This window comes from Ruegeria sp. BE9 (genome assembly GCF_056538765.1).
Genome location: NZ_JBQFTS010000001.1, coordinates 1,015,034 through 1,037,539, shown reverse-complemented (window position 1 = coordinate 1,037,539; position 22,506 = coordinate 1,015,034). Strand labels below are relative to the sequence as shown.

Below are 22,506 nucleotides of genomic sequence, written 5' to 3'. Positions count from 1 at the left end.
GTGTTAGTTCAGGCTGGCGCGCGTAGGTGCTTCTTCCAAGAGATCGCCCCAATCCGTGCGATATGCCATTTCGGCCAAAACGGTCTCAGGTAGGAATTCTTGGTTCTGGCGGATCTGCCATCCGCCCCCAAGTCCCTTGTAAACTGCAACCAGATTGCTTGAGACCTGCTGTCGCGCTTCAATCAGGTTGGCTTGCGACCGCAGCAGGGCTGTCTGAGTGTTTAGAATCCGAGAATAGCTTGCAGCGCCGTCACGATATTGATCGATCGCTATTTCGGCCGCCTTCCGCGACGCCGCAACACTGTTTTCGTAGAAACCGACCTGCTTTCTGGACTGCGAATAAGCAACCATTGCGCTTTCGACTTCGGAATATGCTGTAAGCACGGTGTTTTGGTAGTTCGCGATCAATGCTTGATAGGCTGCATCCTGTGCGCGGACATTGTTCTTAATCCGGCCGTAGTTCAGCACGTTCCAAACAACACCTGCATTCGCCAAACCGGTAGAGCTTGCGGACGTAAACAAATCGCGCCCACCCGATGCCTGCAACCCGATTGAACCAGACAAGATGAATTGAGGATATAGATCGGCCAACGCAATGCCGACTTGTGCGGATTGTGTGGCCGCGGCCAGTTCGGCGGCGCGGACGTCGGGGCGTCGACGCAGCAATTCGGCGGGAACTCCGACTGCTACGTTTGAGCGGGCCGAAGGGATGCGGCCGGAATTACCTAGCAGGCTGGTCATACGTGATGGTGTGGTCCCCAGCAAAACGGCCAGAGCATTCTTGGCTTGCTGCAAGTCGCTTTCGATCTGCGGCACCAAGGCCTTAGTGTTGTTCAATAGGGCAGTGGATTCCTGCACGTCCAGTTCGGTTGTTACGCCATTGTTGAACCGTAGTTGGGTCAGGTCAGCGGATTCTTGTTGCAGCTTGATGTTCTCTCGAGCAACAGAAAGAGATTCCTGCAACGCGCGAATGTTCACGTATAGGGCCGCAACATCGCCCGTCAGTGTGACCAAAGCATCGTCGTAGTTGGCGACTTGCAGAGCCAGATTAGAACGAGCAGCTTGTACTCCACGTCGCTGCTGCCCCCACACATCCAATTCCCATTGTGCGTCAAAGCCAACCTGCGAGGTTGAGAACTCGGTGTCCAAAGGGATGATCCGGCGAATATCCGAAATAGGCCCGAGATTGTCACTGACTTGACGGCGTTCAACCGAGGCACCGATGGCTTGAGACTGCGGATAGAGTTCTCCAAATGCGATGCCCAATTGTGCCCGAGCTTGTAGAACTCGAGCGCCGGCCACTTGAAGGTCGAGGTTCTGTGCATAAGCCTCTGAGATCAGCTTGTTTAGAGTGGGGTCATTGAACGTTTCCCACCATTTGACGACAGGTGCACTGCGGGATGTTAAGCCGCTTTGGCCAGTGCTGGGGCTATTTACCTCGATCCATTGTTTTACGACCGGAGAGTTAGGGCGCACGAAGTCTGGGCCGACAGGCGTGCAGCCGACGAGCAAGGCTGCACTTAGGGCTGTCCCCATCAGTCTGCGGTATACTCTGAACCGGGTCATATCAGGTGTCCTCAGATATCCAGGGGTCGGATGAAATTGGCAAAGGAGTAGAGGCGAATATTTATGCGCCGCAGGAACTCAAAACTCTTACCTTGCCCAGTGTAAATGGCCACTGCTGCGTGCCCACCGGCCGGGAAAGTGTGGCCGTCCGGGATGTCGACCGATATTTGCACCGCAATGCGACCGGGCAGCTTAGGAAGTTCAAAGCCCGGCAGCCGACCGGACGGAAGGTACTGTCCTTGACGAGTGGCCCACCAGATAGCCTCGACTTTGCCCGTCAGGATTTCGCCGGGATAAAGATCAAGCGCGACTTCAACTTCTTGGCCGGGCTCGACAAACTTTAGGTTCTGCTGCCGGTACGTCGCCAGGATGTAGGGATTATCCGTGGTGACGAAGCTGGCGATTGCCCCCAATCGAATATCGCCAACAACTAAGCCCGGTCTAGCTTGCTGCGAGACGATCATGCCGTCCTCTGGTGCGTAGATCGTTGTATTGTCGAGGAAATACTGGGCCTTATCCAACTGGGCCTGCGCCTGAAGGATTCCGGTGTTTACCCCGTCGATCTGAGAATCCAGCGCCAACTGTGCTTTTTCCAGATTGGCCTCGGCCTCTTTGATTTGAGCTTGGTCCTCAGTGACTTGCTCGTTCCATCGATCCAGTTCATCTTGCCGAGCACCACCCGCCGGAACGAGGTTCTCATAACGCGCTTGTTGTGTCAGCGCGTAGGCCAGTTGCGCATTTGCACGCTCCACAGCCTCAGAGGCAACGATCACATCTTGTTCGAGTATTTTGGCGTTCTGTTCGGCCGCGACCAACTGAGCATTAGCTTCTTCGACCTCAAGCGAGAAAACGGTGTCGTCAAAACGATAAAGGGGATCTCCCTTTTTCACTTCGGTATTCGGTTCAACCAGCACTTCTGTCAGGATGGTCGGTTCGGTCAGTCGCGGCACGATCTGAATGGTCGAGCGGACCACGTGGCTATCAACAGAGAAAGGCTGAAAGAACCGAAGCGCAACGAGGAAAATCAACAGCAGATGAGCCCCGACCCAGAAGGATACGATGCCCCATGTAATGTTGAATTTCAGCCATTGCGCTTTGAAAAAAATGAACCAAACGAAAATGATGTAAAACAGCGTAATGCCTAGGGCAACGAACATAGTCTGTGGTTTCCTTTGGCCTTAGCTCTTCTGGGTGTCGTCAGGGTCCAGCGGGTCGCGGTACTCTTCGTTCACCGAACCACCCAACCGTTTGATTTCTTTGCGGATAGCATCCTTTTCGTCATCAGGGGTGCGGCGTATGTCGACCGTGACGCCATCGTGGAACGCCCACATAAAGGCGTGAACCCATGGGACAATGGCTAGGAAACCCATCCAGCCCATGATCTTGACGGCTTCGGCATGGGGGTGATTGCGTTTGATCGCAATGCGCCCTGGCAGCCCCATTAGGAACAGAAACAACGCCATTACAGCGGCCAGCAGCAAAATTAGTGCCACGAATGTCAGATAGTCGTAAAAGCCAAGCGGCTGCCCCAGTAATCCCATGCTCGTGCCTCCTTTTGGGAAGGTTGCCCCATCCTCAGCCGTTGCCACCCATTTCGTCAATCAATTTGTAGCTCGTGGGAGGGTCTGCGCAGATTCCCGGGCCGCATTCCAGCAGGGTTGAGACCGCATTCAACGCAGCCAGACCAAACATGACGAAAAACGCGATTTTCGCCAATAGGCTGCCCCCGAAACGTGGCTGTGGTTCGCTTTTGTATTGGCGGTCGAACAACAGCATGAACGCCGTCCCCAAAAGGATCAGGAAAAAGCAGATTGCTGCCCAAGTGTAGTAGTGAAGACCCAGAACAGGCGATCCATAGTGCCCGGTGCCGGGAACGATGTGCAGGAGGATTTGGCGTACAGAAACACTTCCACCGAACAGTGCGGCAAACAACATGATTGCGTAGTGCTGAGGACGTGCGCCGTACAGTAAGTTCAGTCCTAGACCCACGCCCACGGCGACAAAACCAACCCGTTGCAACAGGCACAAAGGGCAGGGCAGTTCGTATAGTTTCAGCTGATAGACGTAAGCGAGCAGCAGGACGAGGCTAACTGCCAGCATTCCCAGCGCGTTCAGAGTGCGTGAAAGTTCAGGTGTCATCTCGCCCCCTACAACTGGATCGTCAGTTGACTGGTGGCGTGGTACTTCAGCCAGTACACACTCAACGCCAGAGTGAAAAAGAACAGCACGTTGGCGGCTGTCGTTCGATTAAAGTAATTTAGCCCCATAGTGGCTGTAAGTAACGCAAACAAAAGCGCTATCATGGCCCGGATCTCCCCTCCCGTGCTACGATTGCTATTTACTTGAGTTTGTCAGGCGAATGCAGGTCTGGCAAGAACCAGAGTTGGGGATTCATCTTTAATGCGAATTACTTAACGTCAGCCACACAGTTTCAATTGTGTTTGCCATTCTGAGCATTTCTGAGTGAGGTGTTCTTGCAAGACGTGGTCGGTATAAAAGACATCTACATCTGACAAAGACGCAATTCGAGCCGGTGCGGTGCGCTGGAATTTGGATTGGTCTGCCACAAGGCAGGTCTGACGAGCCTGGGCTATGATTGTTTGGCTCACCCGAACTTCCTGAAAATCAAAATCCAGAAGGTCCCCTTGGGCGTCCAATGCTGAACACCCGATGATGGCATAGTCGAACTTAAACTGTTCAATGGTCGAAATAGTCAGGTTTCCAATCAACCCACCATCCGAGCGTCGCAGTACACCGCCCGCCACAACAATTTGGCAGTCTGGGTTGTCGACTAGGATATTCGCCACATTCATGTTGTTGGTCACAACCATCAGATCCTTGTGACCCAGTAGTTGTCGGGCGACAGCTTCGGTCGATGTGCCTATGTTCAGAAAAACCGAAGCCCCGTCAGGAATGTCCTGTGCGCAAGTTTGGGCGATGCGTGCCTTGGTGTCCGCGTTCAGGGCGCGACGGTCTTCATATCCGATGTTCGATACGCCTGAACGTAGAACCGCACCCCCGTGCACTCGATCAAGTTTACCCATTTCGGCCAACTCGGACAGATCCCGGCGGATTGTTTGAACCGTCACCTCAAACCGCGCGGCCAAGTCCTCGACCATAACGCGGCCGTCTTGTCTGGCGATGTTCAGGATGTCTGACTGGCGAAAAGAAAGGGACACTGTTTGCTCCAACTAAGACATTTTCGTTTTTGTTCTGTTTTGTGGAACTTTCAACAGTGTTTGATGGGGTAACCGCATTTTTCTCTTCCTATTGCGACAAAACGAACATAAACGAAAGCTAACGCTGATGAAACGAGGAATCGTACGTTTAACGGATCCACGTTTTCCACGAATGGAGAAGCAACCGGGCATGGAACAGACACAAGAACAGATCTCTGATCTTTTCATCATTGGTGGTGGCATAAACGGGTGCGGCATCGCTCGTGATGCTGCGGGGCGGGGGCTATCGGTGACTTTGGCAGAGATGAACGATCTTGCTTCGGCGACGTCTTCTGCTTCGACCAAGCTGTTTCACGGTGGTCTTCGCTATTTGGAGTATTTCGAAATTCGCCTTGTGCGTGAGGCCTTGATCGAACGCGAAACTCTTCTGCGGGCTATGCCACATATTAGTTGGCCGATGCGCTTCGTGCTGCCGTATCACAAGGACATGCGCTTTGATTCCGAGACGCCAACGTCTCGCTTGTTAAGTACGGTTATGCCCTGGATGAAGGGGCGGCGCCCTGCTTGGCTGATACGTTTGGGGCTGTTTATGTATGATCACCTGGGAGGGCGAAAAATCCTTCCGGCTACAAGCTCGCTGAACTTGAGAACCGCCCTTGAAGGGCAGCCGCTGCAGGACAAGTTTGAAACCGCCTATGAGTATTCGGATTGCTGGATCGAAGACGCGCGACTGGTTGTCCTAAACGCCCGAGACGCGGAAGCGCGAGGGGCGAAGATTATGGTGCGTACCGAAGTTCTTTCGGCCGAGCGTGTCGACGATTTGTGGGAAGTAACGATCCAAGATCGCGACAGTGACGAGACACGAGTGATCAAAGCCAAAATGCTGATCAACGCCGGTGGCCCTTGGGTTGGGGACATCATCCAGACGAAAATCCGAGTGAATTCGCGCGAGGGTGTTCGCTTGGTTCGAGGAAGTCATATCGTGACCCGCAAGTTGTTTGATCACGACAAGTGCTATTTCTTTCAGGGCGAGGACGGACGCATCATTTTTGCTATTCCGTATGAGCGTGACTTCACTCTGATTGGAACGACAGATCAGGATCATCCGGACCCTTCAGAGCCTCCGATTTGTACCGAAGCCGAGCAAGATTATCTGTGCGCCTTTGCGACGAAGTATTTCAAGAATCCGATCACCCGAGAAGATGTCGTATGGACTTACTCTGGGGTGCGCCCGTTGTACGATGACGGTGCCAGCAGTGCGACAGCAGCTACTCGGGATTATACACTGAAAGTCGATGCGCAGGGCGGGGCACCCGTGCTCAATGTCTTTGGTGGAAAGATCACAACTTACAGGCGGCTTGCCGAAAGCGCTTTGGAAAAAGTGGCTGAGCATTTCCCTAATCTCCCCGGACCTTGGACGGCGAGGGTTGCCTTGCCCGGCGGTGATTTTCCGGTTGATGGGGTGCAGGATCTGATCGGTAAGCTCGAGGTGGACTTCCCTTTTGTTGGTCGCGGTTGGGCAGAACGCTTGGTGCGCGCCTATGGCACCGAAGCCCGAGCTATTCTGGGCGATGCAAAGTCTGTTGATGACTTGGGTGAAAGCTTCGGCGCCACGCTTACAGAGCGGGAGCTTGAGTGGCTGATGGACAAGGAATACGCACGTAAGGCCGATGATGTGGTTTGGCGTCGAAACAAGTTGGGTTTGCGGCTAAGTACCGACGAGATCGAGCGTATTCAGAACTGGATGGAACAACGCGGCGCCCAGGTTGCCGCCTAAGAAAAAGCCCCGCCGGTTTGGCGGGGCTTTTCGATTAGGTTATGCAGTTTCCTCGGATGGCCCGGGATCGTTCTTGGTGCCTTTGATCCATTCTCTGAGCCCTTGCATCAGGGCATAGAGAACTGGGACCAGCACGACGCCAACCAATGTAGCTGCCAGCATGCCACCAAATACAGCCACACCGATTGCTTTCTGACTGGCCGCACCCGCGCCGCTTGCTGCAAGCAACGGCACAACACCCAGCAAGAAGGACAGCGCGGTCATCATGACCGCGCGGAAACGCTGATAGGCAGCTTCGGCGGCGGCGTCTTTGATCGACAGCCCATTGGCGCGCTGCTCCATCGCGAATTCCACGATGAGAATACCGTTTTTAGATGCCAAGCCCACAAGCATGATCATCCCGATTTGCGTGTAGAGGTTGATATCGCTCCCGACAATCGCCACCGCCGCGACCGCGCCGAATAGGGCAACGATTACCGACAGTAGGATTGAGACCGGCATCGTCCAGCTTTCATATTGCCCCACAAGGAACAGGTATCCGAACAGGATCGCCAAACCCAAGATGATGATTACCAGACTACCAGAGGCAAGCTGCTGTTGCGCTGTCCCAGTCCATTCGAATGCATATCCTGGGGGTAGGGCAGTCGCTGATTCTTCGGTCATTACAGATATCGCGTCACCGGTCGAAAGTCCCAGAGCCGGAACCGCAGTCACTGTTGCCGAGCGGAACAGGTTGTGGCGTTTCAGCAGAACCGGGCCAAGTACGTTTTCGACATCGACCAGAGTTCCAAGCGGAACCATCTCGCCCTTTGTCGAACGAACGTAGAGGTTCGAGATATCCTCCACCTTGTCACGATAGCTGCCGTCGGCTTGGATCATAACGCGGTAAACTCGCCCAAACAGGTTGAAGTCGTTTACGTAGTACGACCCCAATTGTGCCTGCATGGTCTGGAATACCTCGGCCACAGACACCTGTAGCGTCTTGGCTTTTTCGCGATCCAGATCGACGAACAACTGTGGTACGTTCGCGCGGAAGGTCGTGTAGGCCTGACCGATTTCGGGTCGTTGGTTCGCGGAGTAAACGAACGAACCCACAGCCGAGGCAAGATCCTGTGGCGAACCGCCACCTGTTTGCTGGACCTCCATCTCAACACCGGCCGACATGCCCAAACCCTGAATAGGCGGCGGGTTGAAGGCCACGATTGAGGCGGCCGACTCGCCATTTGCGATGGTCAAAATTTTCGCCAGAATCGCGTCAGCGCTAAGATCGTCGTCCTGTCGTTCGTCCCAGTTGTCGAGGTTTACGAAGATTGCCGAACCATTGGTGATGGTTCCGTTCAGCAACGAATATCCGTTGATCAAAACGGTGCTTGCGACTCCTGGCAGCTGTTGAATTTGATCGTCGACGCGTTCCGAAACAACTTCGGTACGCTCAAGCGTCGCCGCGTCAGGCAACTGTATGTCAACAAACAGGTAGCCATTGTCCTCAAGCGGCAGGAAGCCACTGGACGTATTGGACATGATGGTTCCGGCCCCCATCGCCAGTGCAACGATGATGCCAAGCCCAATGACGGGCAGGATCAGCAGTTTGCGGACAATGGCCACATAGCCGCCGCGAATTGAGCCGATGAACCTTTCAAAGACAGCCAGCAGGCCTTTGGGAGGGCCCGAACGTGCTTGAAGAACAAGCCCGCACAATGCCGGCGACAAGGTCAGAGCATTGATCGAAGAGATCACAACTGCGGTCGAGATGGTTACTGCGAACTGCGAATACAGCCGTCCTGAAATCCCCGGCATGAACGTCACAGGGACGAACACCGCCAGCAAGACCAGAGTGGTTGCAATCACGGGACCAGTGATCTGCCCCATGGCTTTGCGGGTCGCTTCGGCAGGGGGTAGCCCCTCGTCAGCAATGATACGTTCGACGTTTTCGACAACAACGATCGCGTCGTCCACCACGATGCCGATGGCAAGAACCAAAGCGAACAAAGAGATGGTGTTAAGTGACATTCCAAAGAGCAGCAAGAAAGCAAATGTACCGATCAGCGAAACCGGGATTGCAACCGCCGGGATGATGGTCGCGCGCCAACTGCCAAGGAAAACGAACACAACCGAGATCACAAGAATGAACGTCAGGATCAAGGTTGAGACCACGTCGTTCAGAGACTGTTCAACGAAGTCAGTGGTGTTGAAAGGAACGTCATACTCTACGTCGGTAGGGAAGGTTCGCGAGAGGCGCTCCAATTCAGCCTCGACACGTTCAGACACCGCCAGCGCGTTTGCGCCCGGGGCCTGGTAGATACCGATGACAGTCGCAGGAACACTGTCAAAGTAACCAGAGGCGGCGTAGTACTCGGCACCCAGTTCCACGCGTGCAATGTCTTTGACGCGCACAATGGAACCAGCATCACCGGTACGAATGACGATCTCACCGAATTCGGCCGCTGAGGTCAGGCGCCCTTTGGTTTTGATTGTGTACTGAAAGGTCTGCCCTTCGGGCACTGGCGGAGCACCAATTGAACCCGCCGACACTTCAACGTTTTGTTCACGAATGGCGTTGATCACGTCGCCCGGTGTGATGGACAGGGCTGCCATTTGGTCCGGATCCATCCAGATCCGCATGGCGTATTCCAGATTGGTCAGAACGTCCGCTTTACCAACACCCTGCACCCTCGCCAGCGCGTCTTTTAGGTTGATCGACGCGTAGTTCGACAAAAACACACTGTCATAGGTGCCGTCGGGCGAGGTTAAGGTGACCAGCAATAGCATGTTGGTCGACGCTTTTTGCGTGACCACACCCGATGAGGTAACCTCGGCTGGCAGAGACGACATCGCCTGTGCCACACGGTTCTGGACGTTGACCGAAGCGATATCTGGGTCTGTTCCCACCTCAAACGTAATGTTCAGCGAGTATGAGCCGTTGTCCGAAGAGGTGGACGTCATGTAGATCATGTCGTCCACACCGTTCACCTGTGCCTCAATGGGCGCGGCGACGGTGTTTTCCACGGTTTCGGCGTTGGCGCCGGTGTAGGTGGTTGTAACGCTGACAACCGGTGGCGTGATATCAGGGAACTGGGCGACTGGCAGAACCAGGTAGCCGATGCCTCCCATGATGGTTAGCACCAGCGAAATAACAAGCGCCAGCTTGGGCCGGCTAATGAACAGGGCAGAGAACATTGGTTACTCTCCCGGCTGCTCAGATGCCACGACGGCATCAACGGCGACACCGGGACGAACCCTTTGCAACCCCTCTACAATGACGCTTTCTCCTTCGCGAAGGCCATCTTTGACGATAATGGCAGTGCCTTCGGTGTCTCCGGTTGTGATGTAGCGCTGTTCGACCATTTGCTTATCGTTGACGACCAGAACAAAATCACCTCGTTGATCGCGCTGTAGAGCGGCCTGAGGTACCAGGACTTCGAGGGTTGGTTCGAGTGCTTCGATCTGTACGCTTAGGAATTGGCCATCTACGATCAGGCGGTTGTTGTTTTCGAACTCAGCTCGAATGGTGATTGCACCGGTCAGAGGGTCGATGCGGTTGTCTACGAAAACAATCTCGCCAGTCTCGTCCAAATTGGTCCCGTTCGGCAGGGTTAAGTGCACATTTGGGCTCTTGTTGCTGTCGGCCAACGAGGCCGCGCTCTCACCGTACTGTTCAAGGACTGAGGTGAATTGCTTTTCGTTTAACGAGAAGTTCACGTAGATTGGTGCTTCACTGACCAAATTGACGAGCGGAGGGTTCGTTGGCCCAACAACGTCGCCTACACTTGTGGTCACCCGGCCGATCCGCCCAGCGAAGGGGGCGTGGATCTTTGTATAACTCAAATCCAACTCTGCCTGCTGGATTGCTGCATTGGCTGCTTTGACTTCCGCTTCGGCTACCAATTCATTGGCTCGGGCGATGTCCCGCTCGGATTCCGGGGTCGCGTCGCGTCTGTAGAGTTCTTCTTTCCGGGCCAGTTCGACTTTGGCCAGTTCCAAACTGGCTTCTGCACGATCCAGATCAGCTTTGCGAGCTTCTAGAGTTGCCTCATAGAGATCGGGTTCGATTGTGAACAGCAGGTCATCTTGGTTTACAAGTGAGCCGTCAGTCACATCTTGGCTTTCAAGAAATCCATTTACCCTAGCCACGATGTCCACTTTATCGATTGCTTCGGCGCGACCGATGAAGACGGCTTCTTCTGTGATTTCTTGAGTGTAGGCAGCCGCGATTGATACTTTAGGCGGCGGCGCGTCACTTTGATCCTGCGCCAGGGCAGAGTGAGCCATGCCCATACAGACAACAGCGGCAAGGGCCGGTCCGTAAAGACGGAATTTCAAGTTCTTCAATGCAAGGGACATGGCAGGTGCCTCGTTAAAACTACGGTTTTTGCGCCAAAGTGGGACAGGTCCCTTTGACGAGTCGATGAATTCCCGATCAGGATGGCCGTTTTGCGCGTATATCTCAAGCTTCTTGAATGCGATTTAACTGTACAGAATTGCAGAAGTTTTCGCGTCTACATGCCGACTTAGCTCTGAGAGTTCGCGTCTCTGAGGCTAATTTTAGCTATTGAGCAAAAAAAACGGGGACCATGAGGCCCCCGTCGTCAAATGAGCATTGTGCGCTCGTTCAATCACGAGTTCCGGCAAATTTGGTTTGCCAGTCTTCACGCTGTTCGTCGGTAATTTTGGCGAACAGCACATCAGGGACGGTAAACGCGTGCCCAGCGGGCAGAGCATTCAGCGCGGCATCAACATCTTCGGGCCAGCTCGTGTCCAGTGTGTTCATTGCGCTCAGCATTTTCGCCGATGTTTCAGGAATGAACGGAGCGCTGAGGACCGCGTACAGACGGATCAGGTTCAGACCCAAGCGCACTTGTGCGGCAGCTTGTTCGGGATCTTCCTTAAACGTCGACCAAGGAGCCGCTGCTTGCAGGTATTCGTTACCAGCAACCCAGATTGCACGCAGTTCTTGTGCCGATTTGCGAACCTCCATCGCCTCCATATGGCCTTCATAGGCGCGGACGCGTTTGGTCAGTTCTTCGACTAGCGCCTGTTCTCGCTCGCCATAGGTGCCGCCTTCAGGCACGGCCTCGGAAAACTTTGAGCGGCAGAACTTGGTGATCCGGCTGACGAAGTTACCCAGAACGTCGGCCAGGTCTTTGTTCACGGATTGCTGGAAGTTCTCCCAGGTGAACTCACTGTCGCTGCTTTCCGGCGCATGGCTCAGCAGCCACCATCGCCAGAAGTCGGCGGGCAGGATTTCCAATGCCTGATCCATAAAGACGCCACGGCCCTGAGAGGTCGAAAACTGGCCGCCGTCATAATTCAGGTAGTTGAACGATTTCAGGTGGTCGACCATCTTCCACGGCTCGCCCGAGCCCAGAATTGTGGCAGGGAAGCTGAGCGTGTGGAAAGGAACGTTGTCTTTGCCCATGAACTGGACATAGCGAACGTCATCCGCGCCCTTATCGGTGCGCCACCAACGCTCCCATTCGGAATCTAGCTTGCCGTTGGCGTCGGCCCATTCTTTGGCGCAAGCGATGTATTCGATGGGGGCGTCAAACCAGACGTAAAAGACCTTGCCTTCCATTCCCGGCCAGTCCTGATCACCTTTCTTGACCGGAACACCCCAATCCAGATCTCGAGTGATGCCGCGATCCTGTAGGCCGTCACCGTCATGCAGCCACTTCTTCGCAATCGATGTCGTCAGGATCGGCCAGTCCGACTTGCTGTCGATCCAAGCGTCCAGCTGATCCTTCATCGCGGACTGACGCAGATACAGGTGCTTGGTTTCACGCACTTCCAGATCGGTCGAGCCGGAAATGGCGGAGCGCGGTTCGATCAAATCGGTTGGATCCAGCTGCTTGGTGCAGTTCTCGCACTGGTCACCGCGCGCACGGTCATAGCCACAGTTGGGGCAGGTACCTTCGATGTAGCGGTCAGGCAAGAAGCGACCGTCGGCGTTGGAATACACCTGTTTCTCGCTGACTTCACGGATCAGACCGGCATCGTCGAGTTTGCCGGCGAAATGCTGAGTCAGATGCTTGTTCTGATCGCTGGACGAGCGGCCGAAGTGATCAAAGCTCAGCCCAAATCGATCGGCGATGTCAGATTGTACGCCGTGCATCTCGGCACAATACTCGGCCACTGGTTTACCCGCCTTGGCAGCGGCCAGTTCAGCTGGTGTGCCATGTTCATCTGTCGCGCACAGGAACATGACCTCATTTCCCCGGCCGCGCTGATAACGCGCGTACAAGTCGGCAGGCAATTGCGAGCCGATCAGGTTGCCGAGGTGCTTGATCCCGTTGATGTAAGGGATCGCCGAGGTGATGAGAATCCGAGCCATTTTGCGCTTCCACGTAACTATCTGCCGGCTCGTCTACAGTATGTCACTGGTTAGAAAAAGCCCGGCTTTTGCCATGATGCTCTTTTCGGCAATCGGATCAGGGAAAAACAGTCTGAATCGAGATTGCGGATTGCACCTCAGAGCAACCACACAATACCCATAGGTTGAAAATCAGAATCACAACATCTTGAAAAATTGAAATGACTTCCCACCTAAAGTGTATACCAAAGTATACAATAACGAGGGCGATCCGCTGATGTTCGACTTTTTGCTCGAGGGTGCATTTGTGCCCTTTACCATTTCGCTTGCGCTGTTGTTCGGTCTTCTGGGGCTGGAGTTGGTGGCCTTGATGGTAGGTGGCAGCCTGTTGGCCGGCGAGGGCGAGGCCGATCTGGATATGGTCGATGCACCAGATTTGGATATCGCAGACTTCGAACTGGATATCGACGCGGATGTAGATCTGGGCGACTTTGAACTGGCCGAAGTCGAGGCAGAAGCACCTAATGTAACTCACGCAGGTCCACTGTCATGGCTGGGGATCGGCAAGGTGCCATTCATGATATGGCTTGCGGTTTTTCTTGCAGGGTTCGGCTTGTCCGGCATGGGCCTACAATTGGCACTGCGCGACTTACTTGGATTCGATTTACCAAGCTGGATGGCAGCCATTCCGGCCGGAGCCTTTGGTCTGTGGTTTGCGCGCGGCTTTGGTAGTGTTTTCGCCCGCTTGCTGCCCAAGGTTGAAACAGAGTCGGTTTCCGAACGAATGCTTGCGCGTCGGCGCGGTGTGATCACTCAGGGCACTTCCACGCGTGGCCGTCCTGCCGAAGTGCGCGTTATGGACCGGTTCGGCAACACCCACTATCTGCGTGCTGAACCGTTGCAGGACAAAGATACGCTCGTGCAGGGCACTGATGTTCTTGTTCTGCGCGACAGGCGTCGTGATCGGTTCGTTCTGGTCGGCCTCTCAGAATAATCAAAATTTCAAACCCCTACACGGAGGATTTTGCATGGAACTCGATTTCCTAATCGTCATCGTTGCGGTTGCATTGGCGGTACCCGCGTTAATTGGACTGATCCTAAAGCGGCTTTATCGTCGGACTACCCGCGAGGTCAGCTTGGTGAAAACCGGGGCAGGCGGCAAAAGGGTTATAATGGACGGCGGCACCTGGGTTATCCCGCTTTTGCACGAGGTCAGCCCTGTAAACATGAAGACTCTGCGCCTTGAAGTGCAGCGTAGTGCTGAGGCGGCTCTGATCACCAAGGACCGTATGCGTGTGGATGTAGGCGTCGAGTTCTATGTCTCAGTTATGGCAACGGATGAAGGCATCGCTCGCGCGGCGCAAACGCTAGGCGACCGCACCTTTGATGTCGAGCAATTGCGCGAGATGATTGAGGGCAAACTGATCGACGGTTTGCGTGCTGTGGCGGCTCAGATGACCATGGACGGGTTGCATGAAAACCGCGCTGATTTTGTGCAAGAGGTTCAAAATGCGGTGTCCGAAGACCTGCTTAAAAACGGCCTGTCGCTGGAATCCGTTTCTCTGACCGCGCTGGACCAGACACCGTTCGAAGCACTGGACGAAAACAACGCCTTTAACGCTGTAGGTATGCGCAAACTGGCCGAGGTCATTGCGGTATCCAAGAAAGAGCGCGCGCAGATTGATGCTGAGGCCGAGGTTGAGGTGCGCCGCGCCGCGATGGAAGCACAACGTCAAAAGCTGTTGATTGAGCAGGACGAAGCGCAGGCTCGCATCGAGCAGACCCAAAAGGTCGAAACCATGCGCGTGGCGCAAGAGGCCGAGATCGCGGCACGGACCGAGGACTCGGTAAGGGAAACCGAACGCGCGCGTATCGCTCGTGAAGAGGCTATTCGGGCCGCTGAAATTGAGCGTGAGCGCAAAATCCGCGATGCCGAGATTGCCAAGGAGCGTGAAATCGAAGTGGCAGAGCAAGAACGCCAGATCATCATTGCGCAGAAGTCCGAAGAAGAAAGCCGCGCACGCGCATCTGCCGACTTGGCCCGTGCAGAGGCAACCAAAGCGAGCGAAGCCGTATCCACCGCGCGACAGGTTGCTGAAGCCGAACGCCAGAAGCAGATCGTATTGATCGAAGCGACACGTGAAGCCGAGCGTCAGGCGACCGCGATCCGTTTGTCTGCGCAGGCCGAGAAAGAGGCCGCCGCTGACCGTGCCGAAGCCCGCCGTGAGGAAGCCCAGGCCGAAGCAGACGCGCTCAACATTCGGGCTGAGGCCAAGAAAAACGACATGCTGGCCGAAGCGGAAGGTAAGCGCGCGATTGTAGAGGCAGACAATGCGCTGTCACCGGAACAAATCCGTATGAAGGTTGATATGGCTCGTATCGAAACCATGCCGTCAATCATCTCGGAGATGGTCAAACCTGCCGAGAAGATCGACTCGATCAAGATCCATCAGGTAGGTGGCATCGGCGGTGCGGCAGGGGGAGGCGCGGCCAACAGCGACAAGCCGGTCGTAAATCAAGCGCTGGACTCGATCATGGGCATGGCGGTTCAAATGCCTGCGCTCAAAAAGCTGGGTGAAGAGCTGGGCCTGTCTATGGAAAACGGCGTCGGTGGCGTTGTGAATGGAGCGCTCGAGCAGACTTCGGAGCCTGCAAAAGTGGTTGAGGTCGTCGAAGAAGATACCCCGCTTACACAATAAAACAGGAAAGGGCCGGTTCTTACCGGCCCTTTTTCTATTCTTCCCGCGATTTTTTTAGCAACCTTCCAATCGTGAACGACGTGCGTGGTGCATAGACATAATTTGTGCGTTCTTCTGGGGTAGGGCGCGATTTCATCCTGGCAAGGCCGAAAACGATCAATCCCAGATGCCCGACGGCCACGAACCCAAAAAGCGCGCCGGGGCCAAACTGTTGTATCAGCGTGGACGAGATATAAGGCGATGCAATCGCTCCCAACGCGTACCAGAACATCAAGGCTGCCGCCAATTCGACTCGCTGCTCTGTTGTGGCAAAGTCATTGGCATGGGCGGATGAGACCGAAAAGATCGGGAACGTCGTAAGGCCGAAGAATACCGCGGCTAGCATAACGCCGAGCGTTCCGGTGCTGCTGGCGGCCATTGTAACGCCGCAGCTAAGAACAGCCGCTGCGGACAACCAGATCAATACCCAACGGCGGTCGTACTTGTCGGCCAGCCATCCTAGTGGATACTGCGCCAATGCGCCGCCCAGAACGAAAGAGGCGAGGAAGAACGCAATCTGGTCCACATCCAGACCAACCTCTTGCCCATAAACCGGACCCACCATTCGGAACGAGGCGGAGCTGAGCGCGGCCACGATAACCCCGGCCACGGCTAGCGGAGAGTTTGTCCAAGCCAGTTTCGGACGCAGGCGCGGTGCATCAGGCGTTTTGGGCTGACTTGCTTTAGTCAGGGTCAGCGGTAGCAAAGAAGCGCAGCACAGGATGGCCAGCAAGTTGTACGAAACATAAGACGCGGGCGGTAGAACAGCGATGATAAGCTGGGCGCACAACGACGCACCAAGATCCGCGATACGGTAGGTGCCCATCGCTCTGCCTCGGGTTTCGTTGGTCACTTTTGCGTTTAGCCATGCCTCAATCACAGTGTAGCAACCCGCGACGCAAGTCCCGGATGCGATCCTCAATGCGGCCCAGACATAAGGATTGTCGGTCAGTGTATGACCCAGCAGCCCCATTGCCCCCAAGGCCGTGCAAACCGCAAACGCGCGGGAATGACCGACGCTTCCCATAAGGCGCGGAACCCACCAGCAACCTATGAAAAAGCCGATAAAATGGGCCGAACCCAGCAGGCCGATCTGCTCGGTTGTGAAATCCAGCGTCAAACCCGAGATGGCGTCCAATGGGCCAACGCCACCCGTCGAAAGCTGCAGTAGAATGACGGAAAGAAACAGGGCGGCAAAAGAAATAATCGTGCGCATGATAATCTCAGATTGGTGAAATAGCCCCACGTTGCGCGCAACTATTCGACTTTATGGCGTCGTTTTTTGTCTATCCGGTGCGTTTGATCTCGGCCTGAATGTCGAGACCTACGGTGTCTTGTACCAGATCAGCGTAACCGGAAGCTCCGAAATCATGACGGTTTACTGCTCCGATCAGATTAATTGAGAGATCATCAAGGCTGTCTGCGGTGCTACCAGGTCGGCGGAATAGATCAGCTTGAAGGGCTATGGGGCGTGTCACACCACGCAGGGTCAGATCTCCGATAACCTTGGCTCCGCGCGAGATACGTCCACCGTCACCTAATTTGATCTGCCTGGATACAAACTGGATGGTGGGGAAGGTTTCTGCATCCAGCACGTCTTTGCTGAGCATCGGCGTTCGCGCGAATGGCAATTTGGTTCGCGCTTTTGCCACGTTCAGAATGACATTCACTCGGCTGTTGGTCAGATCAAAAAGGTCGATCTGAATGTCGGCGGATTCGACCGGCATGGTGCCGGACTGGGCGATACCGGACAGATCGAAGGTAAAATCGACTGATGTCCCTTCGGGCACCAGTTTGTATGAGCTGAGCCCGGCAGCAGCCGGTTTGCAGAGGGGGAGGGTGGCTAGCCCTGCCACGACGGCGCGGCGCGTAAGTTGGATCATGCCAAAGCCTCCTGTTTGCGGGGCCTAGAACGTTGCAGAAGCATCAACAGGATCGCGATGTTCAAACCGTTCCACAGTATCCCGTTGATAAAGGCCAATTGGTAATTTCCGGTAAAGTCGTAAATCCATCCTGACATCCAACCACCTAGGGCCATGCCCATAATGGTCATCATCATCACGAAGCCGACGCGTGCACCGGCTTCTTTCGGTGGCATGTACTCTCGGACGACCAGCGCATAGCTGGGTACAATACCGCCCTGCGCCAGTCCGAACAAAAGACTAATGACATACAGCGAGACCATTCCGTCGTAGGGAAGGAACAGAAACAGTGCTATGCACTGTAGAACGGAACCAATTAGCAGAGTCATGATCCCGCCAAGCTTGTCAGCTACCAGTCCCGATATTACGCGGCTGACCACGCCTCCCAGTAGCATCAGTGACAACATCTCGGCCCCTACTGCCGGGCCATACCCCAATCCGACACAATAAGACACGATATGCACTTGGGGCATCGACATGGCGACGCAGCAACCAATCCCGGCCAGCCCCAGAATATACTGCAAGGCGCGCGGGGATATTCCAACACTGCGCGCATTGATTTGCGCGTTGGCGGCAGCGGTGGTGTGTGCCTCATCCGGTACTTGGCGGCGTAGTAGGAGAGACAAGGGGATGACGACCGCCAAGGTCATTACGGCGAGCGTCAGATAAACCTGTTGCCAGCCATCACGTGCCAAAATGCCAGATAGCATGGTGGGCCAAATGGCACCGGACAAATAGTTTCCGCTAGCCACTAGTGCCACCGCAATCCCGCGTCGCCGCATAAACCAATGCGAGATATCTGCGATCAGTGGCCCAAACCCGATCGAAGTGCCAAGACCCAGCAACAGATGTGCAACCGACAGCAGCAATATATTAGGAGCCCACGTCGCCAGTAGATAGCTGATCGCGCTGAGAACGGCAGCGCCGATCAATGCCCTGGTTACCCCCAGACGATCGACCATTTGGCCCAGCCACATGTTTCCCAATGCAAAGCCGATCATTGCCAATACGTAAGGCAAAGAGGCCTCGGCCCGGCCAGCCTCGAATTGTGCTTCGACGGCGGGCATTACCACGATTACCGCCCACATTCCGACATTCGCTACCATCGCAATGGCAAGCGTGATTATCAGTCTAAGCCAAGAGTATCGGCTGTCATGGATCGGGTGGCTCATGAAAAAAACGCTAGGGCGGGGGTGAGGCTTTTGCCAGTCACTTGTTTTCTTAACTTTGTGAGGTGTCACACCAAAGCATCTTCGGCACCAGTCCGCGTCAGGCTCAGTCCCGCGCGCGGTTTGGTCTGAGTGGCTTGCCAACTGACCGGGGGAAGAGCGCGGGCGCGGCGACGGGTCAGGGTCCAACATCGGGCCTCACCCTGATGGTTCGCGGCCATGTGCCAACGGGTCTCAACCCCTTGCGCGCCGCCGTCACCGGGCGTCAGCAACAGGCCCAGCGGAGCCCGCCCCATCGTGCCGCCCTGTTCGGCAGCCAGATGCATGCGCCGTACCGGAGTCAGTCCGGGTGCGCCGGGCAGGTCACCAATGATCAGTGGAATAGCTCCGCTGCGCAGCGCCTCTTCCATACACCACAGTAGATCCTCGGCGCGGGTAGGGCGGACGAACAGGAACCGGGCAGGATCAGCAAAGGGCATCATTCCATCGGGGTTCAGTTGGCCGGGCTCCCACGCGGGGGAAATCCATAGCACCGGCCCCTGCGCCTGACCGGCCAACCACATGGCAAAACTGCGCCGGGCGGGGCCGCAAGCCTCGTGCACACGACCCAGTTGCAGGGTGATCTGTGGATGCAGGGCCAGTCCCGGCGCCTCACGCGCGGGTTTACGGCCAAGAAGGTTTGTAGACATGCCACCACTCTAGCATGTTCACATTTTGTTCTCAATTCTGGAGTTTTGTCGAGCCCCCTTTATCGGGACAAGATCATACGGCCATCTGTGAACTGGATATTCGAGAAACGATGCAAATAATCCATGCCTAGCAGTGATTGACGCAAATCGCCTTCATTGACCCAGGCTGCGACGCCATGGTCGGTGATCGGACCCAGCTCAAGGCTGTCCAACCGGACGGGTGCAGTGCGCACCTCTCCATTGGCGGTTGAGGCTCGGCCAAGGTAATTTAGCTGGTCAGGGTCGATACCAATTCGCTTGGCATCTTGTTCGCTCAAAACGATCTGGCTGGCGCCTGTGTCGACGAGAAAGGTAATCGGCTCTCCATTCACCAAAACCGGCAGGTAATAGTGGCCATCATAGGAGCGAGGCACTTGGATCGTTTCGCCGGTGACTGTCATTTGCGGAGCAGGGCCTACTGTCGAGCGGATGTCTTCCCAAAGACCGACAACGGCAATCGCACCGACGAAAATAAAAACCCAAGCCATCGCCTGTTGCATCGTTTTATTCAGTGATTGGCGGTTTTGCGAAACGAACCACGCCACAACGGCAGCGCCGAGTACGACCAGATATACCAAACGTCCAATGCTGTCGCCGTCCATGCCAAAACCCCAGAAACTACACTTAAGCTAATATGGGGATTTACGACGCAAAACCAAAGGCCTTGAGGCCATCCAAAATGAACTGAACCGACAGGGCTGCCAGCAGCATACCCAACAAGCGGGTCAGAACATTCAGACCTGTTTTACCCAGTATGCGCGCGATCAAACCGCCCGACAGGAAGAAGGCCAGAACCACGGCCATCACGGCCAGCATGACGATGCAGGCTTCGGCAATGCCCAAAATTCCGGGATGTTGCCCGGCCAGAAGAATGATTGTGGCGATAGAACCCGGGCCAGCGATCAGTGGAATGGCCAAGGGAAACACGGAGGGGTCCGGGTGCTCTTCTTCCTCGGCTCGATCCTCACGCCTTTTTGTTCGGCGGTCGAATAGCATATCAAGCGCGGTCAGGAACAAAAGTGCACCACCGGCCACGCGGAATGCTTCCATTGAGATACCGACGAACCCTAGGACAGCTTCACCAAAGGCAGCAAATGCAATCAGGATGAACACGGCGGTCAAGCAACTGCGGATCGCAGTTTTGCGACGTGTCTTTGCGTCCATGTCCTGGGTCAGCGCCACGAAAATCGGCGTGGTTCCGAATGGGTCGATCACCACGAACAGCGTCGTGAAGGCGGTGATGAAAAAGGCCATGTCCATCATGCGGCGTTCTCGGCGTTTTCGAGTCGTTCTGCAGCGGCTACCCAAAGAGTTTCAGCCTTCTGCATAGCCTCGACTACCTCAGCGAACTTGCGGTTCCAAGTCTCAAGGTCATTGATTTTGTCATCTTCGTACAAGGCTGGGTCTGCCAGTTTCGTCGAAAGCTTGTCGTGCATATCCGACAGCTTCTCGATCCGTTCTTCGCATTTGCGCAAATCGGCTCGCAAGGCCAGCATTGCCTCGCGAGAGGGGCGTTTCGGCTTTGTGACTTGCGGCTTTGCCTTGACCGGTTTGTCGCGGGCCAACAGTGTGGCACGATAGGTCTCGAGGTCTCCTTCAAACGGTTTGACTGTTCCGTCCGAAACCAGCCACAGCCGGTCTGCAACCAAAGACAGCAGATGCATGTCGTGACTGACCAGAACCACCGCACCCGAATACGCGGTTAGTGCCTCGACCAGTGCTTCTCGACTTTCGATATCCAGGTGGTTGGTCGGTTCATCGAGGATCAGCATATGCGGGGCGTCTATTGTCGCGATCAGCAGCGAGAGTCGCGCTTTTTGGCCGCCCGACAAACGACCGACAAGCGTTTCCGCCTGATCCGAATTCAGACCAAAACCCGCCAGACGCGATCTCCATTTACCCGGTGCCTCGTCCGGGCGCAGGCGGCGCAGGTGATCCAGGGGTGTTTCGTCTACATGCAGCTCATCGACTTGATGCTGTGCAAAGTAACCGATGCGCAGCTTGTTGCTGCGGCTCATTTTGCCTGCCATCAATGGCAGGCGATCGGACAGAAGCTTTGAAAGAGTCGATTTGCCCTGACCGTTCTTGCCTAGCAGTGCGATGCGGTCGTCCTGATCAATTCGCAGGTTCAGCCGGCGCAGTACTTCAGTCTCGCCATACCCCGTCACGCCGCCTTCGATCTGAATGATAGGGGGCGAAAGTTCCTCAGGCTCGGGGAAGGAAAACGCGCGCAGAGCAGCCTCTTGCGGGGTCGAGACCAGTTGGATGCGCTCGATCATCTTCAGACGCGATTGAGCTTGAACAGCCTTAGACGCCTTATATCGGAAACGGTCGACAAAGCTTTGTAAATGGGCGATGCGGGCCTTGGCTTTGGCGTTTTCAGATTCCGCCTGTGCCAACCGTTCTGCGCGACGTTCGGCGAACTTGTCATAGGGCACCGCATAATAGATTAGCTTCCGGTCCTCCAAATGCAGGATGGATCCCACCGCCCGGTTCAATAGTCCGCGGTCGTGACTGATGATGATTACCGTGTGCGGATACTTGGCCAAGTAGCTTTCCAGCCACAGCGCACCTTCGAGGTCCAGATAGTTGGTCGGTTCGTCCAGCAGCAGCAGATCGGGCTGAGAGAACAAAACTGCCGCAAGTGCCACGCGCATCCGCCAACCGCCCGAGAAGTCGGAACAAGGGCGCAACTGGTCTTCGTCGTCAAACCCCAGGCCTTTCAGGATCGAAGCTGCACGCGCTTCGGCTGACCAGGCGTCGATATCGGCCAGACGGGTCTGGATCTCGGCGATGCGGGCAGGGTCTTCGGCGCTTTCGGACTCAGCCATCAAAGCGCTGCGTTCGGTATCAGCAGCAAGAACCGTGTTGATCAGCGATACATCCGAAGACGGCACCTCTTGCGCAATACCGCCAATCCGAGCTCGTTTCGGGATCGAGATATTGCCGGATTCCAAGGCTAACTCACCTCGGATCAGGCGAAAGAGGGTGGTTTTGCCAGTCCCATTGCGCCCGACCAGACCAACCTTGTGGCCGTCAGGGATGGTTGCACTGGCCCCGTCGAACAGGGGGCGGCCTTCAACGGCATAGGTGATGTCTTCGATCCGTAGCATGAGCCGC

Annotated in this window: 19 protein-coding genes; 3 read left to right on the top strand and 16 right to left on the bottom strand. The window is 55.4% G+C overall.

The genetic code is table 11. The features are described from left to right. Window positions 1–3: 3 nt before the first annotated feature. The 6 genes from ACR0EO_RS05010 to ACR0EO_RS04985 form a co-directional block, all read right to left on the bottom strand. Window positions 4–1,566: an efflux transporter outer membrane subunit gene (locus ACR0EO_RS05010; RefSeq protein WP_480687594.1), complete on the bottom strand. Its 1,563-nt coding sequence runs from the start codon at window positions 1,564–1,566 to the stop codon at window positions 4–6. Between the two features lie 11 nt (window positions 1,567–1,577). Beyond that, entirely contained in the window at window positions 1,578–2,723 is a 1,146-nt protein-coding gene (locus tag ACR0EO_RS05005) for an HlyD family secretion protein (protein ID WP_480687592.1), read from the bottom strand. Window positions 2,724–2,744: 21 nt separating this feature from the next. After that, entirely contained in the window at window positions 2,745–3,107 is a 363-nt protein-coding gene (locus ACR0EO_RS05000) for a DUF3302 domain-containing protein (protein WP_480687590.1), read from the bottom strand. A 34-nt stretch (window positions 3,108–3,141) separates the two neighbouring features. Beyond that, window positions 3,142–3,705, bottom strand: coding sequence for a disulfide bond formation protein B (locus tag ACR0EO_RS04995; RefSeq protein ID WP_480687588.1), 564 nt, complete (start codon window positions 3,703–3,705; stop codon window positions 3,142–3,144). An 8-nt stretch (window positions 3,706–3,713) separates the two neighbouring features. Further along, the gene (locus tag ACR0EO_RS04990) at window positions 3,714–3,869 is read right to left on the bottom strand and encodes a DUF5993 family protein (protein WP_480687586.1); all 156 of its coding nucleotides are present in this window, start codon (window positions 3,867–3,869) and stop codon (window positions 3,714–3,716) included. A gap of 114 nt (window positions 3,870–3,983) precedes the next feature. Beyond that, window positions 3,984–4,745 (bottom strand): DeoR/GlpR family DNA-binding transcription regulator, encoded by a 762-nt coding sequence (locus ACR0EO_RS04985; protein WP_480687584.1) that lies wholly within the window; start codon window positions 4,743–4,745, stop codon window positions 3,984–3,986. A gap of 190 nt (window positions 4,746–4,935) precedes the next feature. Between ACR0EO_RS04985 and glpD the strand changes: the two genes are divergently transcribed. Next, window positions 4,936–6,522, top strand: a complete 1,587-nt coding sequence (gene glpD, locus ACR0EO_RS04980) for a glycerol-3-phosphate dehydrogenase (RefSeq protein ID WP_480687582.1) — start codon at window positions 4,936–4,938, stop codon at window positions 6,520–6,522. A 39-nt stretch (window positions 6,523–6,561) separates the two neighbouring features. On the opposite strand, the gene ACR0EO_RS04975 is transcribed toward glpD, so the two are convergent. The 3 genes from ACR0EO_RS04975 to metG all read right to left on the bottom strand — a co-directional run bounded on the left by ACR0EO_RS04975 (window position 6,562) and on the right by metG (window position 12,850). Further along, complete coding sequence (locus tag ACR0EO_RS04975) at window positions 6,562–9,699, bottom strand: efflux RND transporter permease subunit (protein WP_480687580.1); 3,138 nt, start codon at window positions 9,697–9,699, stop codon at window positions 6,562–6,564. A 3-nt stretch (window positions 9,700–9,702) separates the two neighbouring features. After that, entirely contained in the window at window positions 9,703–10,863 is a 1,161-nt protein-coding gene (locus ACR0EO_RS04970) for an efflux RND transporter periplasmic adaptor subunit (RefSeq protein WP_480687578.1), read from the bottom strand. A gap of 268 nt (window positions 10,864–11,131) precedes the next feature. Then, a complete protein-coding gene (gene metG, locus ACR0EO_RS04965; RefSeq protein WP_480687576.1) occupies window positions 11,132–12,850 on the bottom strand; it encodes a methionine--tRNA ligase in 1,719 nt (572 codons plus the stop codon). Between the two features lie 256 nt (window positions 12,851–13,106). Here metG and ACR0EO_RS04960 point away from each other — a divergent pair, with 256 nt between their 5' ends. After that, complete coding sequence (locus tag ACR0EO_RS04960) at window positions 13,107–13,823, top strand: OB-fold-containig protein (RefSeq protein ID WP_480687574.1); 717 nt, start codon at window positions 13,107–13,109, stop codon at window positions 13,821–13,823. Between the two features lie 34 nt (window positions 13,824–13,857). Beyond that, a complete protein-coding gene (locus ACR0EO_RS04955; protein ID WP_480687571.1) occupies window positions 13,858–15,528 on the top strand; it encodes a flotillin family protein in 1,671 nt (556 codons plus the stop codon). A gap of 34 nt (window positions 15,529–15,562) precedes the next feature. Here ACR0EO_RS04955 and ACR0EO_RS04950 read toward each other — a convergent pair whose 3' ends face one another. The 7 genes from ACR0EO_RS04950 to ACR0EO_RS04920 all read right to left on the bottom strand — a co-directional run bounded on the left by ACR0EO_RS04950 (window position 15,563) and on the right by ACR0EO_RS04920 (window position 22,499). Beyond that, window positions 15,563–16,783 (bottom strand): MFS transporter, encoded by a 1,221-nt coding sequence (locus ACR0EO_RS04950; RefSeq protein WP_480687569.1) that lies wholly within the window; start codon window positions 16,781–16,783, stop codon window positions 15,563–15,565. Between the two features lie 70 nt (window positions 16,784–16,853). Next, a complete protein-coding gene (locus ACR0EO_RS04945; RefSeq protein WP_480687567.1) occupies window positions 16,854–17,450 on the bottom strand; it encodes a YceI family protein in 597 nt (198 codons plus the stop codon). Beyond that, window positions 17,447–18,661, bottom strand: coding sequence for an MFS transporter (locus tag ACR0EO_RS04940; RefSeq protein ID WP_480687565.1), 1,215 nt, complete (start codon window positions 18,659–18,661; stop codon window positions 17,447–17,449). Before ACR0EO_RS04940 ends, ACR0EO_RS04945 begins: the two co-directional genes overlap by 4 nt. A gap of 65 nt (window positions 18,662–18,726) precedes the next feature. Beyond that, on the bottom strand, window positions 18,727–19,347 hold the full coding sequence (locus tag ACR0EO_RS04935) for an ImuA family protein (protein ID WP_480687563.1): 621 nt from the start codon (window positions 19,345–19,347) through the stop codon (window positions 18,727–18,729). A gap of 59 nt (window positions 19,348–19,406) precedes the next feature. Continuing rightward, a complete protein-coding gene (locus ACR0EO_RS04930; RefSeq protein ID WP_480687561.1) occupies window positions 19,407–19,988 on the bottom strand; it encodes a retropepsin-like aspartic protease family protein in 582 nt (193 codons plus the stop codon). 40 nt (window positions 19,989–20,028) lie between these two features. Beyond that, window positions 20,029–20,649 (bottom strand): MarC family protein, encoded by a 621-nt coding sequence (locus ACR0EO_RS04925; protein WP_480687559.1) that lies wholly within the window; start codon window positions 20,647–20,649, stop codon window positions 20,029–20,031. Further along, entirely contained in the window at window positions 20,646–22,499 is a 1,854-nt protein-coding gene (locus ACR0EO_RS04920) for an ABC-F family ATP-binding cassette domain-containing protein (RefSeq protein WP_480687557.1), read from the bottom strand. The genes ACR0EO_RS04925 and ACR0EO_RS04920 overlap by 4 nt, the downstream gene beginning before the upstream one ends. Between the last annotated feature and the right edge of the window lie 7 nt (window positions 22,500–22,506).